The sequence below is a fragment of the Paeniglutamicibacter sp. GQ140 genome, from assembly GCF_059759235.1.
The window spans coordinates 119,735-136,650 of sequence record NZ_JCAXDW010000004.1 but is presented as its reverse complement, the minus strand read 5'-3'; the positions used below and the strand labels follow the sequence as shown (position 1 = coordinate 136,650).

Annotated in this window: 17 protein-coding genes; 7 read left to right on the top strand and 10 right to left on the bottom strand. The window is 68.2% G+C overall.

Translation table 11 applies throughout. The features are described 5' to 3' along the window. Positions 1-98: 98 nt before the first annotated feature. The 3 genes from AC6CHY_RS07330 to AC6CHY_RS07320 all read right to left on the bottom strand — a co-directional run bounded on the left by AC6CHY_RS07330 (position 99) and on the right by AC6CHY_RS07320 (position 3,173). Positions 99-1,127, bottom strand: coding sequence for a M12 family metallopeptidase (locus tag AC6CHY_RS07330; RefSeq protein WP_498226326.1), 1,029 nt, complete (start codon positions 1,125-1,127; stop codon positions 99-101). Positions 1,128-1,211: 84 nt separating this feature from the next. Then, entirely contained in the window at positions 1,212-1,793 is a 582-nt protein-coding gene (locus tag AC6CHY_RS07325) for a hypothetical protein (RefSeq protein WP_217387714.1), read from the bottom strand. A gap of 9 nt (positions 1,794-1,802) precedes the next feature. Next, positions 1,803-3,173 carry a PLL family lectin gene (locus AC6CHY_RS07320; RefSeq protein WP_472857760.1) on the bottom strand — a complete coding sequence of 457 codons (1,371 nt, stop codon included), beginning with the start codon at positions 3,171-3,173 and terminating at the stop codon, positions 1,803-1,805. Between the two features lie 744 nt (positions 3,174-3,917). On the opposite strand from AC6CHY_RS07320, the gene AC6CHY_RS07315 reads away from it, so the two are divergent. Further along, positions 3,918-4,379 carry an AfsR/SARP family transcriptional regulator gene (locus tag AC6CHY_RS07315; RefSeq protein ID WP_217387716.1) on the top strand — a complete coding sequence of 154 codons (462 nt, stop codon included), beginning with the start codon at positions 3,918-3,920 and terminating at the stop codon, positions 4,377-4,379. 78 nt (positions 4,380-4,457) lie between these two features. Here the strand turns inward: AC6CHY_RS07315 and AC6CHY_RS07310 are convergent, their stop codons facing one another. The 5 genes from AC6CHY_RS07310 to AC6CHY_RS07290 all read right to left on the bottom strand — a co-directional run bounded on the left by AC6CHY_RS07310 (position 4,458) and on the right by AC6CHY_RS07290 (position 8,117). After that, positions 4,458-4,847 (bottom strand): hypothetical protein, encoded by a 390-nt coding sequence (locus AC6CHY_RS07310; protein WP_498226323.1) that lies wholly within the window; start codon positions 4,845-4,847, stop codon positions 4,458-4,460. 17 nt (positions 4,848-4,864) lie between these two features. Continuing rightward, the gene (locus tag AC6CHY_RS07305) at positions 4,865-5,668 is read right to left on the bottom strand and encodes an FHA domain-containing protein (RefSeq protein ID WP_498226321.1); all 804 of its coding nucleotides are present in this window, start codon (positions 5,666-5,668) and stop codon (positions 4,865-4,867) included. Positions 5,669-5,848: 180 nt separating this feature from the next. Beyond that, positions 5,849-6,115, bottom strand: coding sequence for a hypothetical protein (locus tag AC6CHY_RS07300; protein ID WP_498226319.1), 267 nt, complete (start codon positions 6,113-6,115; stop codon positions 5,849-5,851). Next, positions 6,108-7,439 carry a S8 family serine peptidase gene (locus AC6CHY_RS07295; protein WP_498226317.1) on the bottom strand — a complete coding sequence of 444 codons (1,332 nt, stop codon included), beginning with the start codon at positions 7,437-7,439 and terminating at the stop codon, positions 6,108-6,110. The genes AC6CHY_RS07300 and AC6CHY_RS07295 overlap by 8 nt, the downstream gene beginning before the upstream one ends. 108 nt (positions 7,440-7,547) lie before the next feature. After that, entirely contained in the window at positions 7,548-8,117 is a 570-nt protein-coding gene (locus tag AC6CHY_RS07290; protein WP_498226315.1) for an isochorismatase family protein, read from the bottom strand. A gap of 98 nt (positions 8,118-8,215) precedes the next feature. Here AC6CHY_RS07290 and AC6CHY_RS07285 point away from each other — a divergent pair, with 98 nt between their 5' ends. Beyond that, complete coding sequence (locus AC6CHY_RS07285; protein ID WP_217387721.1) at positions 8,216-9,007, top strand: PIG-L deacetylase family protein; 792 nt, start codon at positions 8,216-8,218, stop codon at positions 9,005-9,007. 21 nt (positions 9,008-9,028) lie between these two features. Here the strand turns inward: AC6CHY_RS07285 and AC6CHY_RS07280 are convergent, their stop codons facing one another. Further along, entirely contained in the window at positions 9,029-10,168 is a 1,140-nt protein-coding gene (locus AC6CHY_RS07280; protein WP_498226313.1) for a class I SAM-dependent methyltransferase, read from the bottom strand. Further along, positions 10,165-10,839, bottom strand: a complete 675-nt coding sequence (locus AC6CHY_RS07275) for an IMPACT family protein (RefSeq protein ID WP_217387723.1) — start codon at positions 10,837-10,839, stop codon at positions 10,165-10,167. The genes AC6CHY_RS07280 and AC6CHY_RS07275 overlap by 4 nt, the downstream gene beginning before the upstream one ends. Positions 10,840-10,956: 117 nt before the next feature. Between AC6CHY_RS07275 and AC6CHY_RS07270 the strand changes: the two genes are divergently transcribed. The 5 genes from AC6CHY_RS07270 to uvrB are packed head-to-tail and all read left to right on the top strand — an operon-like array spanning position 10,957 to position 16,743. Further along, positions 10,957-13,185, top strand: coding sequence for an FAD-binding protein (locus AC6CHY_RS07270; RefSeq protein ID WP_498226311.1), 2,229 nt, complete (start codon positions 10,957-10,959; stop codon positions 13,183-13,185). Between the two features lie 4 nt (positions 13,186-13,189). Then, on the top strand, positions 13,190-13,798 hold the full coding sequence (gene coaE, locus AC6CHY_RS07265; RefSeq protein ID WP_498226309.1) for a dephospho-CoA kinase: 609 nt from the start codon (positions 13,190-13,192) through the stop codon (positions 13,796-13,798). Further along, positions 13,788-14,123 carry a hypothetical protein gene (locus AC6CHY_RS07260; protein WP_217387726.1) on the top strand — a complete coding sequence of 112 codons (336 nt, stop codon included), beginning with the start codon at positions 13,788-13,790 and terminating at the stop codon, positions 14,121-14,123. The genes coaE and AC6CHY_RS07260 overlap by 11 nt, the downstream gene beginning before the upstream one ends. Next, positions 14,120-14,593 carry a hypothetical protein gene (locus tag AC6CHY_RS07255; protein ID WP_498226307.1) on the top strand — a complete coding sequence of 158 codons (474 nt, stop codon included), beginning with the start codon at positions 14,120-14,122 and terminating at the stop codon, positions 14,591-14,593. The genes AC6CHY_RS07260 and AC6CHY_RS07255 overlap by 4 nt, the downstream gene beginning before the upstream one ends. Positions 14,594-14,640: 47 nt before the next feature. After that, the gene (gene uvrB, locus AC6CHY_RS07250) at positions 14,641-16,743 is read left to right on the top strand and encodes an excinuclease ABC subunit UvrB (RefSeq protein ID WP_217387728.1); all 2,103 of its coding nucleotides are present in this window, start codon (positions 14,641-14,643) and stop codon (positions 16,741-16,743) included. Positions 16,744-16,916: the final 173 nt, after the last annotated feature.

Sequence of the window (16,916 nt, the reverse complement as noted above, 5' to 3'; positions counted from 1 at the left end):
GAAGTAACGCGAAAAGGACCACCCGTTCCAGCAATGGAACGGGTGGTCCTTTTGTACGCCCGCCTAGGTGGCGGTTGGCCCCTGCACCGGTCTGTCGACTACCAGAGCATGATCGCGCTTTGCCCCGAAGCCCCCGCCCAGTAAAGCCGGACGCGTGCCACGTACTTTCTGTCCTTGAAGAGCTTGACCTCGATCTTCGAGTTGAGATTGGTGCCGCTGTCGTCGTCGGCAGCCAGCTGGCGCAGCTGCCCGTCGACCTCCTCGAACAGGACCAGGACGGTGTCGGCCGTGCCAAAGGTTCCCAATTCGTACCGCCGGGTCTCGCCCGGCACGATGCTGAAATCCGCCTGGTCACCGGGGCCAAGGGACAGCGGAACCGAAACGAAGGGATTCAGCGCCGGAACGGTTGTCTTGAGCGTCGGGTAGAAGCGCAGCGCCCACTCCTTGTCGGCGGCCGAGAGCCCGCCGGGCGGTTCGAGCCCGTTCTTGTACTTGGCAGGCTCGACGATCAACCCTGCCGGGAACCAGTACTCCATCACCGAATCGGGGTCCCAATTGGATCCCTCAACATCGTTGGAGTCGATCTTGCGCAGGACGTTTGAAAAGGCCTGTTGCCGGGTCCAGTTGTTTGGGGCGCCGGTGAAGTAGTCATAAACCTTCTGCTCGTCCCAGACGATCCCCGCAAAGGGGTTCTGGTGCTCATGGGGCATGCCCAGGGTGTGCCCGATTTCGTGCAACGCGGTGGTGCGTCCATACTCGGTCGTCAGGTCCCAGCCGAAATTCATGGTCGCCTGCGTGGTGGGGATTCCCAGGACATCGCGGCCGACATACGACCATGAGCCATCGGCCTGGTCGAAGCCGATGCGGATCTCGGCCTCGCCGCTGTCGGGCACCTCGACGAACTCCAGGCCGATGGCCAGCGACTTCCATTCGGTGAAGGAATCCCTGACGGCCTGAAGCTGGGCGGCGGGGCCGTTCAGGAACCAGTAATGCAACACCGTGCCGTTGACCCATGCGGTGGCAAAGAGCCGTATGAGGCGTGAGCGCTCTTCGGGCAATCCGGGCGGCAAGGTCCGGGGGGTCCGTGGCTTGACGGTGCAGGCCGGCCTTTCAATCTTTCCGCCCATCGGAGGTCTCCTTTGCTTCGGTTCCGTCGGACCGCCGGAATGGTGCGGCGGCCCGGTTCTCTCGCCCGTGGGGGCGGAAGGTCCTTATCCGGTCTCGCCGGGCATCAGGCCCTGGCCCTGTTCGCCGTTGGCCGGTGGCCCGGGCTTCTCGCCGGGCATCAGCCCCGGTGCCGGCGCCCCTGCTGCCGGTGCGTCATGGTGCTCGCCGGGCATTGAGCCGCCGCCAAGCCCCAAATCCCGCGGTGCGGCGTTCGGCCCGCCCCCGGCCTCCTCGCTGGAGCGGGCGGCAGCCTTCTCGGTCAGCTGGCGCGGGGCATCCTGGGGCACCGCCGACAGCGCCACCTTCCGCACCCCCGCGTCATTGTCGTCCACCAGGTCCATGAGGACCGGCGCGGCGGAGTCCGTCGGCAGGTTTCCGGCCGCCGCGGCGGCGGCGACCCGTACGCTCGCCGTGTCGCTATGTGCTGCCGCGGCGACCACGTCGCGTCCCGCACCTCCCTCGAGGAGGCTTGCGGCATAGGCTGCCTTTGCCGCCAGCATCGGGTCGTTTCCCCCCACCAGCGTTCGCAGGTGGGGCAGGCTTTCCGGCCCCAATGCCGCGGCCTTGGGATAGCTCGGTTCGTCGGGCTCGAGGACCTCGAGCACTTCCTTCATTGACACGCCCATGATGTCCTCCTAAATGTCCTGTGTGAGCGGGCTGCCGATCATGGTCGAAACCTCGGTGCTGACCAGATCGGGCGGGGGATTGGTGATGTTGCCGGTGCCGTTGCCCGTCATGAGGCGGTTGTTGTCGTTGACGTGCCGGAGATTCAGCACGTGGCCCACCTCGTGCCCGAGCGTCCACTGCGTCGCGCCCTGGGCGACGACCGCACCGGGGCGTCCCGCGGGATGTGCGGCACAGCCGTTGAAGGGAGGCACCGTGGATCGGACGAAGTACACCACGACGTCGTTGGCTCCGACGTTGTTGCGGTTGGCGAAAAGCTGGTTTTGCTCGGCCGTCGTCGTCCCGCTGACGCAGCTCCCGACGTCAATGTCGTTCAGTGGCGGCAGGGTCAGGTTCTCCGTGGAAACCAGTTCCACCCCGATGCCGGCGGTGGCATAGACATCGCGCATGCGCTGCACGGCCGTGGCCACCGGCACGCTGGGCGCCGTCAAGACCTTGGCATGCAGCCTTACCGTTTGCCGAACTGCCCACCACCGGTGCCACATGGCGCTGTCGGTTCCCGCGCCGAATACGTCGATCCGGTTCGGTCCCCAGGCCACGGCACCCGGTGCACTGGTGAGCGTCCCGCCCAGGGATTCCCAGCCCGACCAGCCGTTCTGGAACCATTTGTGCCAGAGCGCCGAATCGGTGCCCACGGCAAAAACATCCAGACGGCCGTGGGCCCAGCTGGAGACCGTGGGGGCGCTGGTGAGCGTCCCGCCCAGGGATTCCCAGCCCGACCAGCCGTTCTGGAACCATTTGTGCCAAAGGGCCGAATCCGTGCCCACGGCAAACACATCGATCCGGCCGTTGCTCCAGGAGACGGCCGCGGGGGCGCTGGTGAGTGTTCCTCCCAGGGATTCCCAGCCGGACCAGCCGTTCTGGAACCATTTGTGCCAGAGAGCCGAGTCCGTGCCGCGGACAAAAACGTCCAGCCTGCCGCCGGCCCAGCTGGAGGCGCTGGGCGCGCTGGTCAGCAGCCCGCCGAGGGACTCCCAGCCGGACCAGCCGTTCTGGAACCATTTGTGCCAGAGAGCCGAGTCCGTGCCGCGGACAAAAACATCGATCCGGCCATCGCTCCAGGAGACGGCTCCCGGGTCCGAAGTCAGGACCCCGCCCAGGGATTCCCAGCCGGACCAGCCGTTCTGGAACCATTTGTGCCACAGCGCCGAGTCCGTGCCGCGCACGAACGTGTCAAGCCGCCCGGACGACCATGACGAAACGCTCGGGGCGCTTGTCAGGACCCCGCCCAGGCTTTCCCACCCAAACCAGCTCATTTCGCAACCTTTCACCTTGACGGCCCGCCAGGGGCGGCCGTTTTCCACTGCGCATCGAGACGACATATGCCCATGCGCCTAGCAGCTGCATCCAGTTCAGCCCATGCCGCGTTATTGCGCCGTTACTGTGGTGTGCGGCCACCGGGGCAGTCGCGCAGGCAGGTCATTTCGCCGCACGGTGATGCGCCGGGGTGCGCGCAGTGGGCCCTCCTCACGGGGGCGGGAAGTCCGGGCCCATGGGTTCGTTCCCCGCCGGTTGCAGGCCATTTACCCGATCAGAGGAGTTCATCGGGACCGGCGTCGCGGTGTGTTTGAGTGCCCGGGGAAACTGGGCCGGCTGCCGGCTGCCGGTTCCCGAGGGCCCGGGGGATGGCCGTGGTGATGGCGCTCTCAAGGCGACCCGCTTATACCACCAAGGAAGCTTGTTGTCAGTAGTCTTTCGACCAATAGTAAGCGGTTGGGATGGCTTGTATGGTGGCGTTGTCTATAGTCTTATTCTCTTTGGGGGACGCCATGACTTTGGAGCTGGTCCGAGCGTTGGAATCTGGCTTCCTGAATGACGTGCGTCCTCTGCTTCACCTCTTCGGGCCACCTGCCGCCACCCTAGGCGGGAGGAGGCAGCACTTGACGGACGGCCATTCCCGGCTGCTCGGATATCTTGCATTCAACCGTGGGGGACACGATCGCCGTTTTGTGGCCAGTACCTTGTGGCCGGACGTTTGGGCGGATCGGGCCGCGGGCAATCTGAGGGCGGAATTGTGGCGGCTCCGCCGCGACGGCATCGAGTTGGTCGATTCCGATGAGCACCTCTTGTCCCTCCGAGACGGAGTCACGGTGGACGTCCAGTTGCTGGACGACTGGGCCACCAGGCTCATCGCCGGCAACCCGCGGACCAGCGACCTGGCCTGGGTGCCCAGAAGCGTCGATACGGAGGAGATCCTGCCCGGACTCTGCGACGTTTGGATCGATCTGGAACGCCAAAGGCTACAACAGCGATTGCTCCACGCCTTGGAATGCATGAGCCGCGAACTCAGGCTGGCCGGCCGACTCGCTGAGGCCCTGGACGCCGCCCTGGTCGTGTGCCAGGCCGATCCGCTGCGCGAGTCCGCCCAGGAATCGCTGATTGAAACGTATTTGTGCGAGGGAAATCCGTTGGTGGCCCAACGCCGGTATGAGAAGTACCGACACCAGGTGCTGGACGAGTTGGGAATCGAACCTTCCCCGGCATTGGCAGACCGCCTGGCATTGCATTTCCGCGGCAACCGTCACTGACAGGGGTCCCCGGTCACCGGATCGGAATGCAGGCGGTCCCCGCATCCCCGCTCGCCGCGGCCACCCCGTTTTCCGGCCCTAGAAACGCATCAGGTGGGCAACCGCAGGTCCCCAGCTCCCGACCCACGTCGCAACCGCCTGGATGGGACCGATCAGCGCTTGTCCCGCGACAGCAATTGCGCCTGCAGAGGTCAGGAGCCCCGTGACTTTCTCCAGGGCTTCCCCGACCCTGGAGCGGTCCGGTTCCCTTGCCTGGACCTCGGATTCGATCTCGCCCAGTCCGGCGGAAACCGCAGCAGAGGTGGCGGGGTCCAGGCCCGCGTCGTCGACGGCACTGCGCAATTTCTGCACCGCCTCGCGAACGGTGTTGGGGCCGATCGCTTGTCCCCGCTGGCCTCCGTATATTTGCTGGTTGCCTGCGACGTTGTTGATCACGCCGCCGGTTTGGTTGCTGATGTTGAAGCTCATGTTGTGTCCTCAAATATTCAATACGGCGGAGGAAGCGGCAGCTCGCGATCCACGCGTTTCTGCCGCCCGATGGCCACAAGGTGCAGCACGCCTCCAACCAGCATCAGGACCATCCCAATGCCCGCCACCGCCCAGCCGATGAGTCCGGATGGAAACCCGAGGATCTCAACCCCGAACGGATCGATGAAGTTCTCGGGCACCTCTCCACTGCTTGCCGCATCGGTTATGGCCATGAAGAAGCGAAGGATACCGGCCGCGAAGAAGGCCGCACCGGCCAAGGAGATGAGGAAGCCGGACAACAAGATCCAGCGGGCCCTCGTCTTGGCGGCGGCCACATCCAGGAGCAGGCTGCGCCGTTCCTCAAGAATGTGCGTGTTGTATTGGTTCCCGCCAATCATGTTGATCCACTCCGCGCGCTGGTCCCGAACCCCAAAGTGCGCCCCGGTCTCGGTGGGCGGAGCATTCCGCCGGGACGAATTGTCTTCTAGGGGATTTGACGGATCGGGAGCACCATCAACCGTGACCCCCGTCGACGCGAAGGTGATGACATCGCCGGCACGCAGCGCTTGCGGACCGGTCAGTGGCGTCCCGTTTACCCGGGTGCCGGCGGTGGAACCCAAGTCCTCCACATAAAGTTGGCTTCCATCGCGCCACAGCAGGGCATGCCGCCGGCTCACATCTGGACTACCCAATAGCAGGTCGGAGCCCGCTTCGCGGCCCACGAGCAACGAAGCGCCGGAAAATTGCACTTGGTGGCCGCGATTCCCGTTTTCGTCGAGCATGTAGAGACGAGGTTGACTGTCCTGTGAAGTTTCGCCCATCCCAATGCGCCTCTGTAATTCGTGCGCCAGCCCGATTACTCCAAGAATACTCCCGGCGCCGGCGAAAGCGCCTCCCTCGACAGCCACTCGCGGACGCCGTCTTTTGGGTCAAGCAACCGGATCCACGCGGCAGCGCTTCCTGCCGGAATCGGTGACCCGGTGGCAGGATCCGGTGTTCGCCTATTGGATCTGGCTGTCGGGAGGTGGGATTCGAACCTGCCGTGCCCGGTCGACGGATTGCACGCCTTCCACCCCGGCCAGCGTCGGGCGCTTTGCCTCCTCGGCGCGGCCGATGATCTGGCCCAGGGTGCCCAGGACCCGTTCGACCTGCATACCGGCCGATTCGAGCATCTCGGTGACTTCCTGCACCCGGCCCAGGTACTGGCTTTGCACGGTGACGATGTAGCCAATCGTCTCCGGCGTCGAATCCTCCGGCTGCTCACCCATGGCCGTAAAAGCTTTCCGGCGAATCGTCCTCGGGCACGGGCACGGGTTCGGAGGCCGGTGCCGGAGCGGGCTCGGCCGGAACCTGGGCAGGTGGCGGGGCCAGCGCCAGTCCGGAACCGACGTCGACGGAGAACTGCTCGAGCCGTTCGGCTTCCTGGACGAGTTCCGCCCAGAGTTCCCGGCCACGGAAACCGGTGGCCTCGGACAGGAGCGCCGCGATGCCGGCGACGTGCGGCGTGGCCATCGACGTGCCGCTGATGGTGTTGTAGCGCTTGGGCATCGGCCACGAGGAATGCACCCGAACGCCGGGTCCGGAGACGTCTACCTGGCCGCCCCGGCCCGGCAGGGTGCGGGCGGAGAAGTCCGCGATGTCCAGATTTTCGTCCAGCGCGCCGACGGACAGGACATAGGGGCTGTTGGCCGGTGCGCCGACGAATCCCGGATTGCCCGCCGAACGCCGGGCGTTGTTGCCGGCGGCCGCGACGATCAGGGTTCCGCGCTCGAGGGCCCGGTGGCCGGCGGCGACATAGGGCGGGTGCACCTCCCGCACGTCGGCACCCAGGGACATCGAGATGATGTGGCAGTCGTTTTGCAGGGCCCAGTCGATGCCGGCGAGGATTCCGGTGTCGGAACCCGACCCCTCGTTGCTGAGCACCTTGCCCGCAAAGATGGAGGCCTCCGGCGCCACGCCGTAGCCGCGGGCGCCCGGCAGCGGGCGCGGACCGCAGGCGGTGCCGATGCAGTGGGTTCCATGGCCGTGGCCGTCGTGGGAGTCCTCGCCTTCGATGAAGGACATGGTGGTGACGTCGCGTCCGGCGAAATCCGGGTGCCCGGCGTCGAAACCGGTGTCCAGCACCGCCACGCGGATGCCGCGGCCGGTGTATCCGGACTCCCGGGCGCGGACCGCCTGCAGGCCCCAGGTAAGGTCGTCGGTGTCGGCAAATGGCGGTCCCGCCGGGGTTCCGGGCTCTTCCGGCGGGCTCGACAGGATCCGGTAGACCAATTCCGGCACGATGCGCAGCGGCATGCTCCGCGATGCGCAACGGGCGCGCAATTCCCCGAGCTGCCCGGAGTCCCCGTCCACGACCGCCACGCCAAGGCGCGGGAAGTACGTCTCGAGTGAGAAGCCCTCCTGTTCCAGCATGCGCGGCGCCTCGTCCTGCAGCACGCGGGTGCCCAACCTGTCGCCGGCGGAGGGATGCGGGTCGGCGAAGACGACCACATACCGTCCCGGGACGGGAGTGGCGCCGTTGGCCGAGGGGGATTCGTCGGTGTTGAACATGGCTTGCTCCTCAAGGGTGCGTTGCCGTCCGTCAATGGCCATGGCGGCAACTCAGGCTGGTTCTCCTGCGGACACGTTCCTAGCACCATACCGCCCGCACCGGTGACTTGGGTAGCCAATGCGCCGGGCGGTTCGGCGACTGCCGGCACCTCAGTCGTTCAGCACCACGGGACGGAAGCCGATCTCCTCGGAGCGCTCCAGCGAGAACTCCTGGTTGGGGTAGTCCAGCGAGGCAAAGTACGCATTGGTGTGCGCAATGATTTGGTCCCCGGTCAGCGACTGGCCCTCGAAGGTCGCAGCCCCGGTCGTGTGGGCATCGCGCACCACCGTGACGTCGTAGCCCATGGCAGCCGCGCGCCCGGCCGTGGTGCGCAGGGAATAATCCGATTGCGCGCCGCAGACCACCAGTCGTCCCACGTCCTCGGCGATCAGCGAGGCGTGCAGCCCGGTGCCGGTGAAGGCGTCGCGGTACGTTTTGTGGATCCGGTGCTCCCGGTCCAGCGGCTCCAACGGGGAAACCAGCCGCCAGGCAGGGGAGTGGCGCTCGAATTCACGTTCGTCCTGCACCCAGTAGACCGGCGTGCCGGTGTCGCGTGCCCGCATCAGGAGGTCCTGGATGCGCGAGACGACCTTCTTGGGATGCACGCAGTATTCCATCACGCCGTTTTGCATGTTGATGATGAGAAGTGCAGTTTTTGATCCTTCGAGTTGCTCGTCCATGGAAGCAGTATTGCACCCCGCGGGCCGCTGGCCCGTGATTCGCCCCCGGGCGGGTCCGCGCCCTGTCACGTGGCGGCCGCCGGGACTAAAATGTGCCCATGACCGAGCCGCATTCCATCGCGGTCATCGTCGCCCATCCGGACGACGATGCCTACGGGTGTGCCGGTTCCATTGCCCTGCACGAACACGACCCCGGGTTCCGGTTCGTGCTGGTGCTGGCCACGGACGGGGCAGCCGGCCAGATCTCGGCCGGCGTGCCCGCCACCCCCGAAACCCTTGGTGCGTGGCGCCGCGTGGAGAGCGCCAACGCGTGGCGCGCCCACGGCACGATCCCGGTGCGCCACGAATGGCTGGGCTACGACGACGGGCATGTCCCGGAGGTGGACTTCGAGGAGCTTGTCGGGCGGGTGCAGGGAATCCTGCTGGCCGAGCGGCCCCAGGTGGTGGCGACCTTCGGTCCCGACGGGATCACCGGGCACCGCGACCACATCGCCATCGGACGCGCCACCGACGAGGCGTTCCTGCGTGCCCGGCAGGTTCCGGGACCGGGGCTGCGGCGCCTGGTCCACGGCGCCGTCCGCGCCTCGGTCTTTGAACGGTGGAACACTGCCCGGCGGCGCGCAGGGGGCGAGGCGTGGGACCCGAGCCGGGAATACCACCTGCGCCCGGTCCCGGACGATGCCATTGACATCGAGGTCGACACCTCCGCGGTGCGTTCACGCATCGTTGCCGGGCTGCTGGAACACCGCAGCCAGCGCGAGGTGCTCATCGAACCGGGCGCGAGCGTGCGGCGCTGGGAGCGGGTGGTCTCCCGGGAACCCGCGGTCATGGCCTGGCCTGCCCGCGCCGCCTGGGAACCGGTGCTCAGTGACCTTTTTGAGGGCCTCTGAGCCGCCCCGGGTGCGCGGGGACTACGCCCGCGTCGACACCGTCACGGTGAACTTCGGGTTCCGCGCGACCTGGCGGGTGGGGCCGACCAGTTTTTCCAGCTGCCCGCGATAGCCCAGGTGCGAATTCCAGACGCACCACAGCTCCCCGCCGGGGGCCAGCACCCGGCCGGCGTCGGCAATCAGCTTCAGGGCGATCCCGGCGTGCACGGTGTTGCCCATGTGGAACGGCGGGTTCAGGACCACGAGGGACTCTGAGGCGGCGGGCAGCGAGGCCAGCGCGTCGTCCTGCACCGCGGTGATCCGCTCGGCAACCCCGTTGGCGGCGGCCGTGGCGCGGGTGGAGGCCACGGCGGATGCCGACTGGTCCGAGGCGTGCACGCTCAATTGCGGGTGGCTCACGGCCAGGAACGCGGCGATCGTCCCGTTGCCGCAGCCCAGGTCCACGGCGTGGCCGGCGTCGCGGGGAACCTCGAGGTGCGCCAGCAGGAAGCGGGTCCCCGGATCCAGCTTGGCCCCGCCAAAGGTGTGCGCGTGCGCGCGCAGCTGCAGCGGTTCGGGCAGCCCGAGGTCGTGGCTCGATTGCAGCGGAAAGCGCGGGGCGGGGAGCTGCGCCGCGGGGCGAAGGCCGGTGGCGGTGAGCACCCTGGACTTCTGGCGTCCCAGCGAGGCGGTGACCGACGTGAAATAGCGGCCCAGCACCTCGTTCATCGACAGGCTCATGTGCTTGATGCGCCCGGCGGCCATTACCGTCACCTCCGGCCCGGCGTGTCCGGCCACGAAGCCAAGCATCTCCTCCAGGGCGTCAAGGGACCGCGGCAACTGCACGAGCACCAGCGAGGCGCCGGCAAGCAGCTCCCCGCCGAGGCCCAGCTGCCGGTATTCGCCTACCAGCCCGGGCAGCAGGCGGGCGGCGTTGGCGTCGGTGGCGCGGGCGCCGGAGAGGGCATCCTGGTGCACGCGCAGCCCGCGGACCCCGGCGTCCAGGGCGCCGAGCGCCAACGCACCGTAGTGGTCGCCCAGGATCGCCACCCGGCCCGGCTCCGGCGGCCATCCGGCCGCGCCGGCAACGTCAAGCAGCAGCCTGTCGGCGGCATCGACCGCCTGCAGGTTTTCCGCCTCCACGTCCGGCCAGCGGCGCAACTTCCCAAAATCAAGGCTCATCGGACATCCACCCATTCGGTTCCAAGGTTTGTTGCGGCGCTGGCCCCGGAGCTCAGGGTCGCCAGCCGGTCGCGGAACGCGGCGAGGACCGCGGGATCGTCGTTAAGCGCCAGCCTCAGCGTGGCGAGCCGCGGCCCGTAGTCGGTGCCCAGGACCTGGACGCCGCCGGCGCGCAGGTCGTTTTCCAGCCTGCCGGCCGCGGCATGGTCGGCATCGACGCCCAGGATCCGCAGGCGTTCGCGGCGCAGCAGCGGGGCCGCATCCAGGGTGCCGGAGACCGACTCCGAGTAGGCGCGCACCAGCCCCCCGGCGCCCAGCAGGATCCCGCCGAAGTAGCGCACCACCACCGCAACGATGTCCGACAGATCGGTGACACCCGGCGCGGTTTCGCGCTTCGCCAGCGCGTCGAGCATCGGGATGCCGGCGGTGCCCGAGGGCTCGCCGTCGTCGTTGCTGCGCATCGCGGTGCGGTCGGGGCCCAGGATGAAGGCGCTGCAATGGTGGCGCGCGTCGAAGTGCTTCTTGCGCAGCTCGGCCACCAGGGCGCGGGCCTCGGCCTCGGATTCGACCCGGCGCAGGTAGGTGATGAAGCGCGAGCGCTTGATCTCCAGCTCGCGGACGAAGTCGCCGTCCACCGTCGTGTAGGCCGTCGCCACAGAATCGTTGTCCATTACCGATCCAGTCTAGTCAATCGGCGCCGGGGCTTCTCGCTCCCGGGCATTGTCGGTAAAGGTGCGCGGTGGAAGAATCGGTGCGGGGGACCGGAAGCCGAATTGGGGCGGGAAAAAGTGCTGCGACTGAGTCTGCTGGGCGAGCAACGCCTCACCCGCCGGGGCACCGACCTGGCGGCGGGCGGGTCGCGGGCAGTGGAGCTGCTGGCCTACCTGGTCCTGCACCCCGGGATCCAGGTGCCCCGGGCGGTGCTTGCCGGGACCTTCTGGCCCGACACCCCGCAGCCGCAGGCCATGACCAACCTGCGCCGCGAACTGCACAACCTGCGCCTGCTGCTGGGCGGCATCGAGGTCCTTGGCGCGTCCGACGGCGCCATCGGCTGGGTGCCGCGGGCGGGGCTGGGCGTGGACGTGCACGTCTTTTCCACCGAGCGGGCCGCGGCGCTGCTGGCGGCGCAAGCGCACGACCCTGCCGGTTTCCTGGCACATGCGCAGGCCGCGCTGCGGCAGTACCGGGGGGATTTGATGCCGGGGAACTACTCCGACTGGGTGCCCGAGCCGCGGGAGCGGATCCTGCGGGAATGCACTTCCCTGTGCGACGCGACCGCCGCGGCACTGAGCTCGGCGGGCGAGGGGCAGGCGGCACTGGAGGTGGCAGGGCGGCGGGTCACCATCCAGCCGCTGGAAGAGGTCGGGCACCGGGGGCTGATCCGCGCCCACCTGGCGCTCGGGGACCGGCCCGCGGCGCTGCACGCCTTCCGCCGCTGCGCCGAGGTCCTCGAGGGCGAGCTGGGCGTGTTGCCCGCGGCCGAGACCCGCGCGTTGCTGGGCATGGCGGTGCCGTCCCGGGGCGAACGCCTGGCGAACAGGGGCGCGCCTAGCGTGGGCACCGGCACCGAAACCCACACCGCCACGGGAGGCAAGACCATGGAAGAGCAAAGCACGAGCGCCACGGGAGCGCAGGAACTTTTTGCCCCGCTGCGCGCATCCCTGCGCGGGACACTGTCCCTGCCGCAGGATCCGGGGTACGACGCGGCACGCGCCGTCTACAACGGGATGGTCGACCACCGCCCGGCCGCGATTGCCCGGGTCGCGGACACCGCGGACATCATCGCCTGCGTCAACTTCGCCCGCACCAACCAGCTGGAACCGGCGGTGCGCGGCGGCGGCCACCAGGCCTCCGGCATGTCCGTGGCCGACGGCTCGCTGGTCATCGACCTCGGCGCCCTGCGCTCCACGACCGTCGACCCGGCGGCCCGCACCGTGCGGGTGGACGGCGGCGCCGTCTGGGGCGATGTCGACCACGCGACCGTGGCCTTCGGGATGGCGGTGCCCAGCGGGTTCATCGCCTCCACCGGGGTCGGCGGGCTGGCCCTGGGCGGCGGCATCGGCTACCTCACCCGGCGCTATGGGCTGACCGTTGACAACCTGCTGGCCGCCGACGTGGTGCTGGCCGACGGAACGCTGGTGAAGGCCGACGAGGCGCACAACGCCGACCTGTTCTGGGCTTTGCGCGGCGGCGGCGGGAACTTCGGCATCGTCACCTCCTTCACCTTCCGCATGAACGAGATCGGCGAGCACGGGACGATCATCGGCGGGCCGGTGTTCTACGACCTGGCCGACACGCCCGCGGTGATGCGCTGGTACCGGGAACTGCTGCCCGCCCTTCCCGAGGAGCTCTCCGGCTGGTTCGGCCTGCTCACCATCCCGCCGGCCCCGCCCTTCCCCGAGGAGCTCTGGGGCCGGAAGGTCTGCGGCATCATCTGGTGCTACACCGGGGCCCACGAGATGGCCGAGAAGGTGCTGGCCCCGGTGCGCGGGTTCGGGTCCCCGCTGGTGGTTGGCCTGGCCCCCATGCCGTTCGACGCCCTGCAGCGGACCTTCGACCCGCTCTTCCCGGCCGGCCTGCAGTGGTACTGGCGCGCGGACTTCGTCAAGGAGATCTCCGACGCCGCCATCGGGATCCACGCCAGGTACGGGGCGGCGCTGCCCACCGGGTACTCGACCATGCACCTGTACCCGATCGACGGGGCAGCCGCCAGGGTTCCCGCCGATGCCACCGCCTTCGCCTACCGGGACGGCGGCTGGGCGGGGGTGATCGTGGGGGTCGACCCCGATGCGGCCAACGCGGAACTCATCACCGCATGGACCAAGTCCTACTACGACGAGCTGCACCCCACCACGGCCGGCGGGGCCTACGTGAACTTCATGATGGAGGAGGGCACCGACCGGATCCGCGCCTCCTACCTGCACAACTACGACCGTCTGGCCCGCGTCAAGGCACAATACGACCCGGCGAACCTGTTCCACCACAACCAAAACATCGCCCCCGCGACTGTAGGCTAGGTGCATGCTCAATGTTGGTCTGACAGGCGGAATCGCCGCCGGTAAATCCGCCGTGGCGCGCCGGCTGGTGGAGCTCGGCGCCGTGCTCATCGACGCCGACGCGATTGCCCGCGCCGTTCTGGAGCCCGGGACCCCGGGACTGGCGGAGGTCGTTGCCGCCTTCGGCCCCGGCATCCTGGACGATGCCGGGGCCCTGGACCGCCCGGCGCTCGGGGCGCTGGTCTTTGCCGACGAGTCCAAGCGCCAGGTGCTGAACTCCATCGTCCACCCGCGCGTGCGCGCAGAGGCGGAACGGCTGCGCGCCGCCGCCGCGGGCGATGCCGTCGTGGTCCAGGACATCCCGCTGCTGGTCGAGAGCGGACAGGCAGGCAACTTCGATGTGGTCCTCGTGGTCGCCGCCCCGCAGGCCGAGCGCCTGCGCCGCATGGTCGAAGACCGCGGGATGGCCGAGGCCGACGCCCGGGCCCGCATTGCCGCGCAGGCCACCGACGAGCAGCGTGCGGCAGTCGCCGACGTGGTCATCAACAATTCCGGCACGCTCGAAGAGCTGCGCCAACGCGTCAACGAAATCTGGGAGACCCACATTGCCCCATCCACCAGCCATGCCCGCTGAGAACGCCGAGCACGAGGGGGCCAGGGAGGAACTGGCGGCGCTGCTGGCGGCCGAAATGGCCAAGGCCCGCACCGAGATGCGCGTGATCCGCGGATTGTGGGTGCTTGCGGCAATCACCCTGGCCGCGGCCGTGGTGCTCTGGCTCCTCTTCGGCGGGCGCGACCAGTTCATCGCCCGCGCCTCGGGCTACGACGCGCAGGTGCTGCTCCCGGCCTGGCTGGCCCTTGCCGGGCTGCTCGCCGCCTCGGCCGCAACCGTGCTGTTCATGGTCCGGCTGATGCGCGGCGCCCTGGGCAACATCGTGGAGAAACAGGCCCGCAAGTGAACACCGCCATGGTCGCCGAGTCATTCCTCCGGCACGCACCCGCCGACGGGTCGGCGCCCCACCTGGTGAGCATCCAGCGCGACCCCGAACGCGCAGCGGCGCTTGAAGGCACCATCGGATCCATCCAGCTGCGCTACCACTCGCTGCAGCTGGTCCCCGTGGACCTTCTCGACGACCTGCCCGGGACCTGGCACGCGCTGCTGGACACCGTCGAGGGTTTCCTGGCCGACGGCCTGGCCGAGGCGCGCTACCCGTCCATCGATGCCGGGTTCCGGCTGGAGGCAAGCGGCGGCGTCGCCAAGTTCACCGCCGGGAAGGTGCGCCACATCGTGGACGCCGGCGAGCTCATCGACGGCATCCTGGGCGGGGCGGCCGACTACTTCGGCTTCGCCTCGGGCGCGCCGGACGCTGCCATCGCCCGCATCGGCCGGCTGCGTGCGCGGGCCGCCGCTGCCGGTCTTTCAGCCTGAGGCGAGAGCGCGGGCATAGCGGGGGTGCCAGGGCGTAGCCTAGATACATGAGTCTTGCGCAGCAGATCAACCGCGTCGTCGCCCCCTTCGAGGTCATCAGCGAGTTCAAGCCCGCCGGCGACCAGCCCGCTGCCATCAAGGAGCTGACCGGCCGCATCAAGGCGGGGGAGAAGGACGTGGTGCTCCTCGGCGCCACCGGCACCGGCAAGTCGGCGACCACGGCCTGGCTCATCGAGCAGGTGCAGCGCCCCACCCTGGTGATGGTGCAGAACAAGACGCTGGCCGCGCAGCTGGCCAACGAGTTCCGCGAGCTGCTGCCCAACAACGCCGTGGAGTACTTCGTCTCCTACTACGACTACTACCAGCCCGAGGCCTACGTCCCGCAGACCGACACCTTCATCGAGAAGGACTCCTCCATCAACGAGGAGGTCGAGCGGTTGCGCCACTCGGCCACCAACGCGCTGCTCACGCGCCGCGATGTCATCGTGGTCGCCACGGTCTCCTGCATCTACGGCCTGGGCACCCCCGAGGAGTACGTGGCGGGCATGGTCACCCTGAGGAAGGGTGCCGAGCTGAACCGCGACACGCTGCTGCGCAAGTTCGTCTCCATGCAATACGCGCGCAACGACATGGACTTCCACCGCGGCACCTTCCGGGTGCGCGGGGACACCGTGGAGATCATCCCGATGTACGAGGAGCAGGCGCTGCGCATCGAGTTCTTCGGCGACGAGATCGAGTCGATCCACACGCTGCACCCGGTCACCGGCGAGGTGATCCGCGAGGAGAACGAGATGTACGTGTTCCCGGCCAGCCACTACGTGGCGGGCGCCGACCGGATGAACCGCGCCATCAAGGACATCGAGGACGAGCTGCAGCAGCGCCTGTCCACCCTGGAGACCCAGAACAAGTTGGTGGAGGCCCAGCGCCTGCGCATGCGCACCACCTACGACCTGGAGATGATGGAGCAGATGGGCTTCTGCAACGGCATCGAGAACTACTCGAGGCACATCGACGACCGTGCCGCCGGCACCGCCCCGCACTGCCTCATCGACTACTTCCCCGACGACTTCCTGCTGGTCATCGACGAATCGCACGTCACCGTCCCGCAGATCGGTGCCATGTACGAGGGGGACATGTCGCGCAAGCGCACCCTGGTGGAACACGGCTTCCGGCTGCCCTCGGCCATGGACAACCGGCCGCTGAAGTGGGACGAGTTCCTCGAGCGCATCGGACAGACCGTGTACCTCTCGGCGACCCCGGGCAAGTACGAGCTGGGCAAGGCCGACGGCGTGGTCCAGCAGATCATCCGCCCCACCGGCCTGATCGACCCGGAGATCATCGTCAAGCCCACCAAGGGGCAGATCGACGATTTGCTCGACGAGATCCGCGCGCGCGTGGAGCGCAACGAGCGCATCCTGGTCACCACGCTGACCAAGCGGATGGCCGAGGACCTCACCGACTACTTCACCGAACACGGGGTGCGGGTCCAGTACCTGCACTCGGACGTCGACACGCTGCGCCGCGTGGAGCTGCTGCGCGAGCTGCGCATGGGCCTGTTCGACGTGCTGGTGGGCATCAACCTGCTGCGCGAGGGCCTTGACCTGCCCGAGGTCTCGCTCGTGGCGATCCTGGACGCGGACAAGCAGGGTTTCCTGCGCTCGGCGACCTCGCTGATCCAGACCATCGGCCGCGCCGCGCGTAACGTCGACGGCCAGGTCCACATGTACGCGGACAAGATCACCGACGCCATGGCCCAGGCCATCGAGGAGACCAACCGCCGCCGCGAGGTGCAGCAGAAGTACAACCTGGACCACGGCGTGGACCCGCAGCCGCTGCGCAAGAAGATCGCCGACATCACCGATTCGCTGGCCCGCGAGGACGCCGACACGCAGGAGCTGCTGAACAACCAGCGCCTGGCCAAGACCGCCAAGCGCTCGGCCGCCGGCACCAAGAAGGCCCACGAGACGGTCCGCGCCGACGGCCTTGCAGCGGCCCCGGCGGAGAACCTGGTGGACATGATCGAGCAGATGACCGAGCAGATGCACGCCGCGGCGGCCGAGCTGCACTTCGAGGTCGCGGCCCGGCTGCGCGACGAGGTCTCGGAGCTGAAGAAGGAACTGCGGCAGATGAAGAACGCCGGCCACGCGTAGGGGGCGTTCACGGGACTGAAACATGGATACGTTAGACTGGTTGCAGCGTAGGGGAGTATCCCACTTGTGCTGTGATCGTCAACACGCGGGGCAACGATGCCCCGCCGGGCGCAGCAGCCGACCCAATCTGAACGGGCGGCGGAGAGACTTGCGGTAATTCCACGTACCCCGTT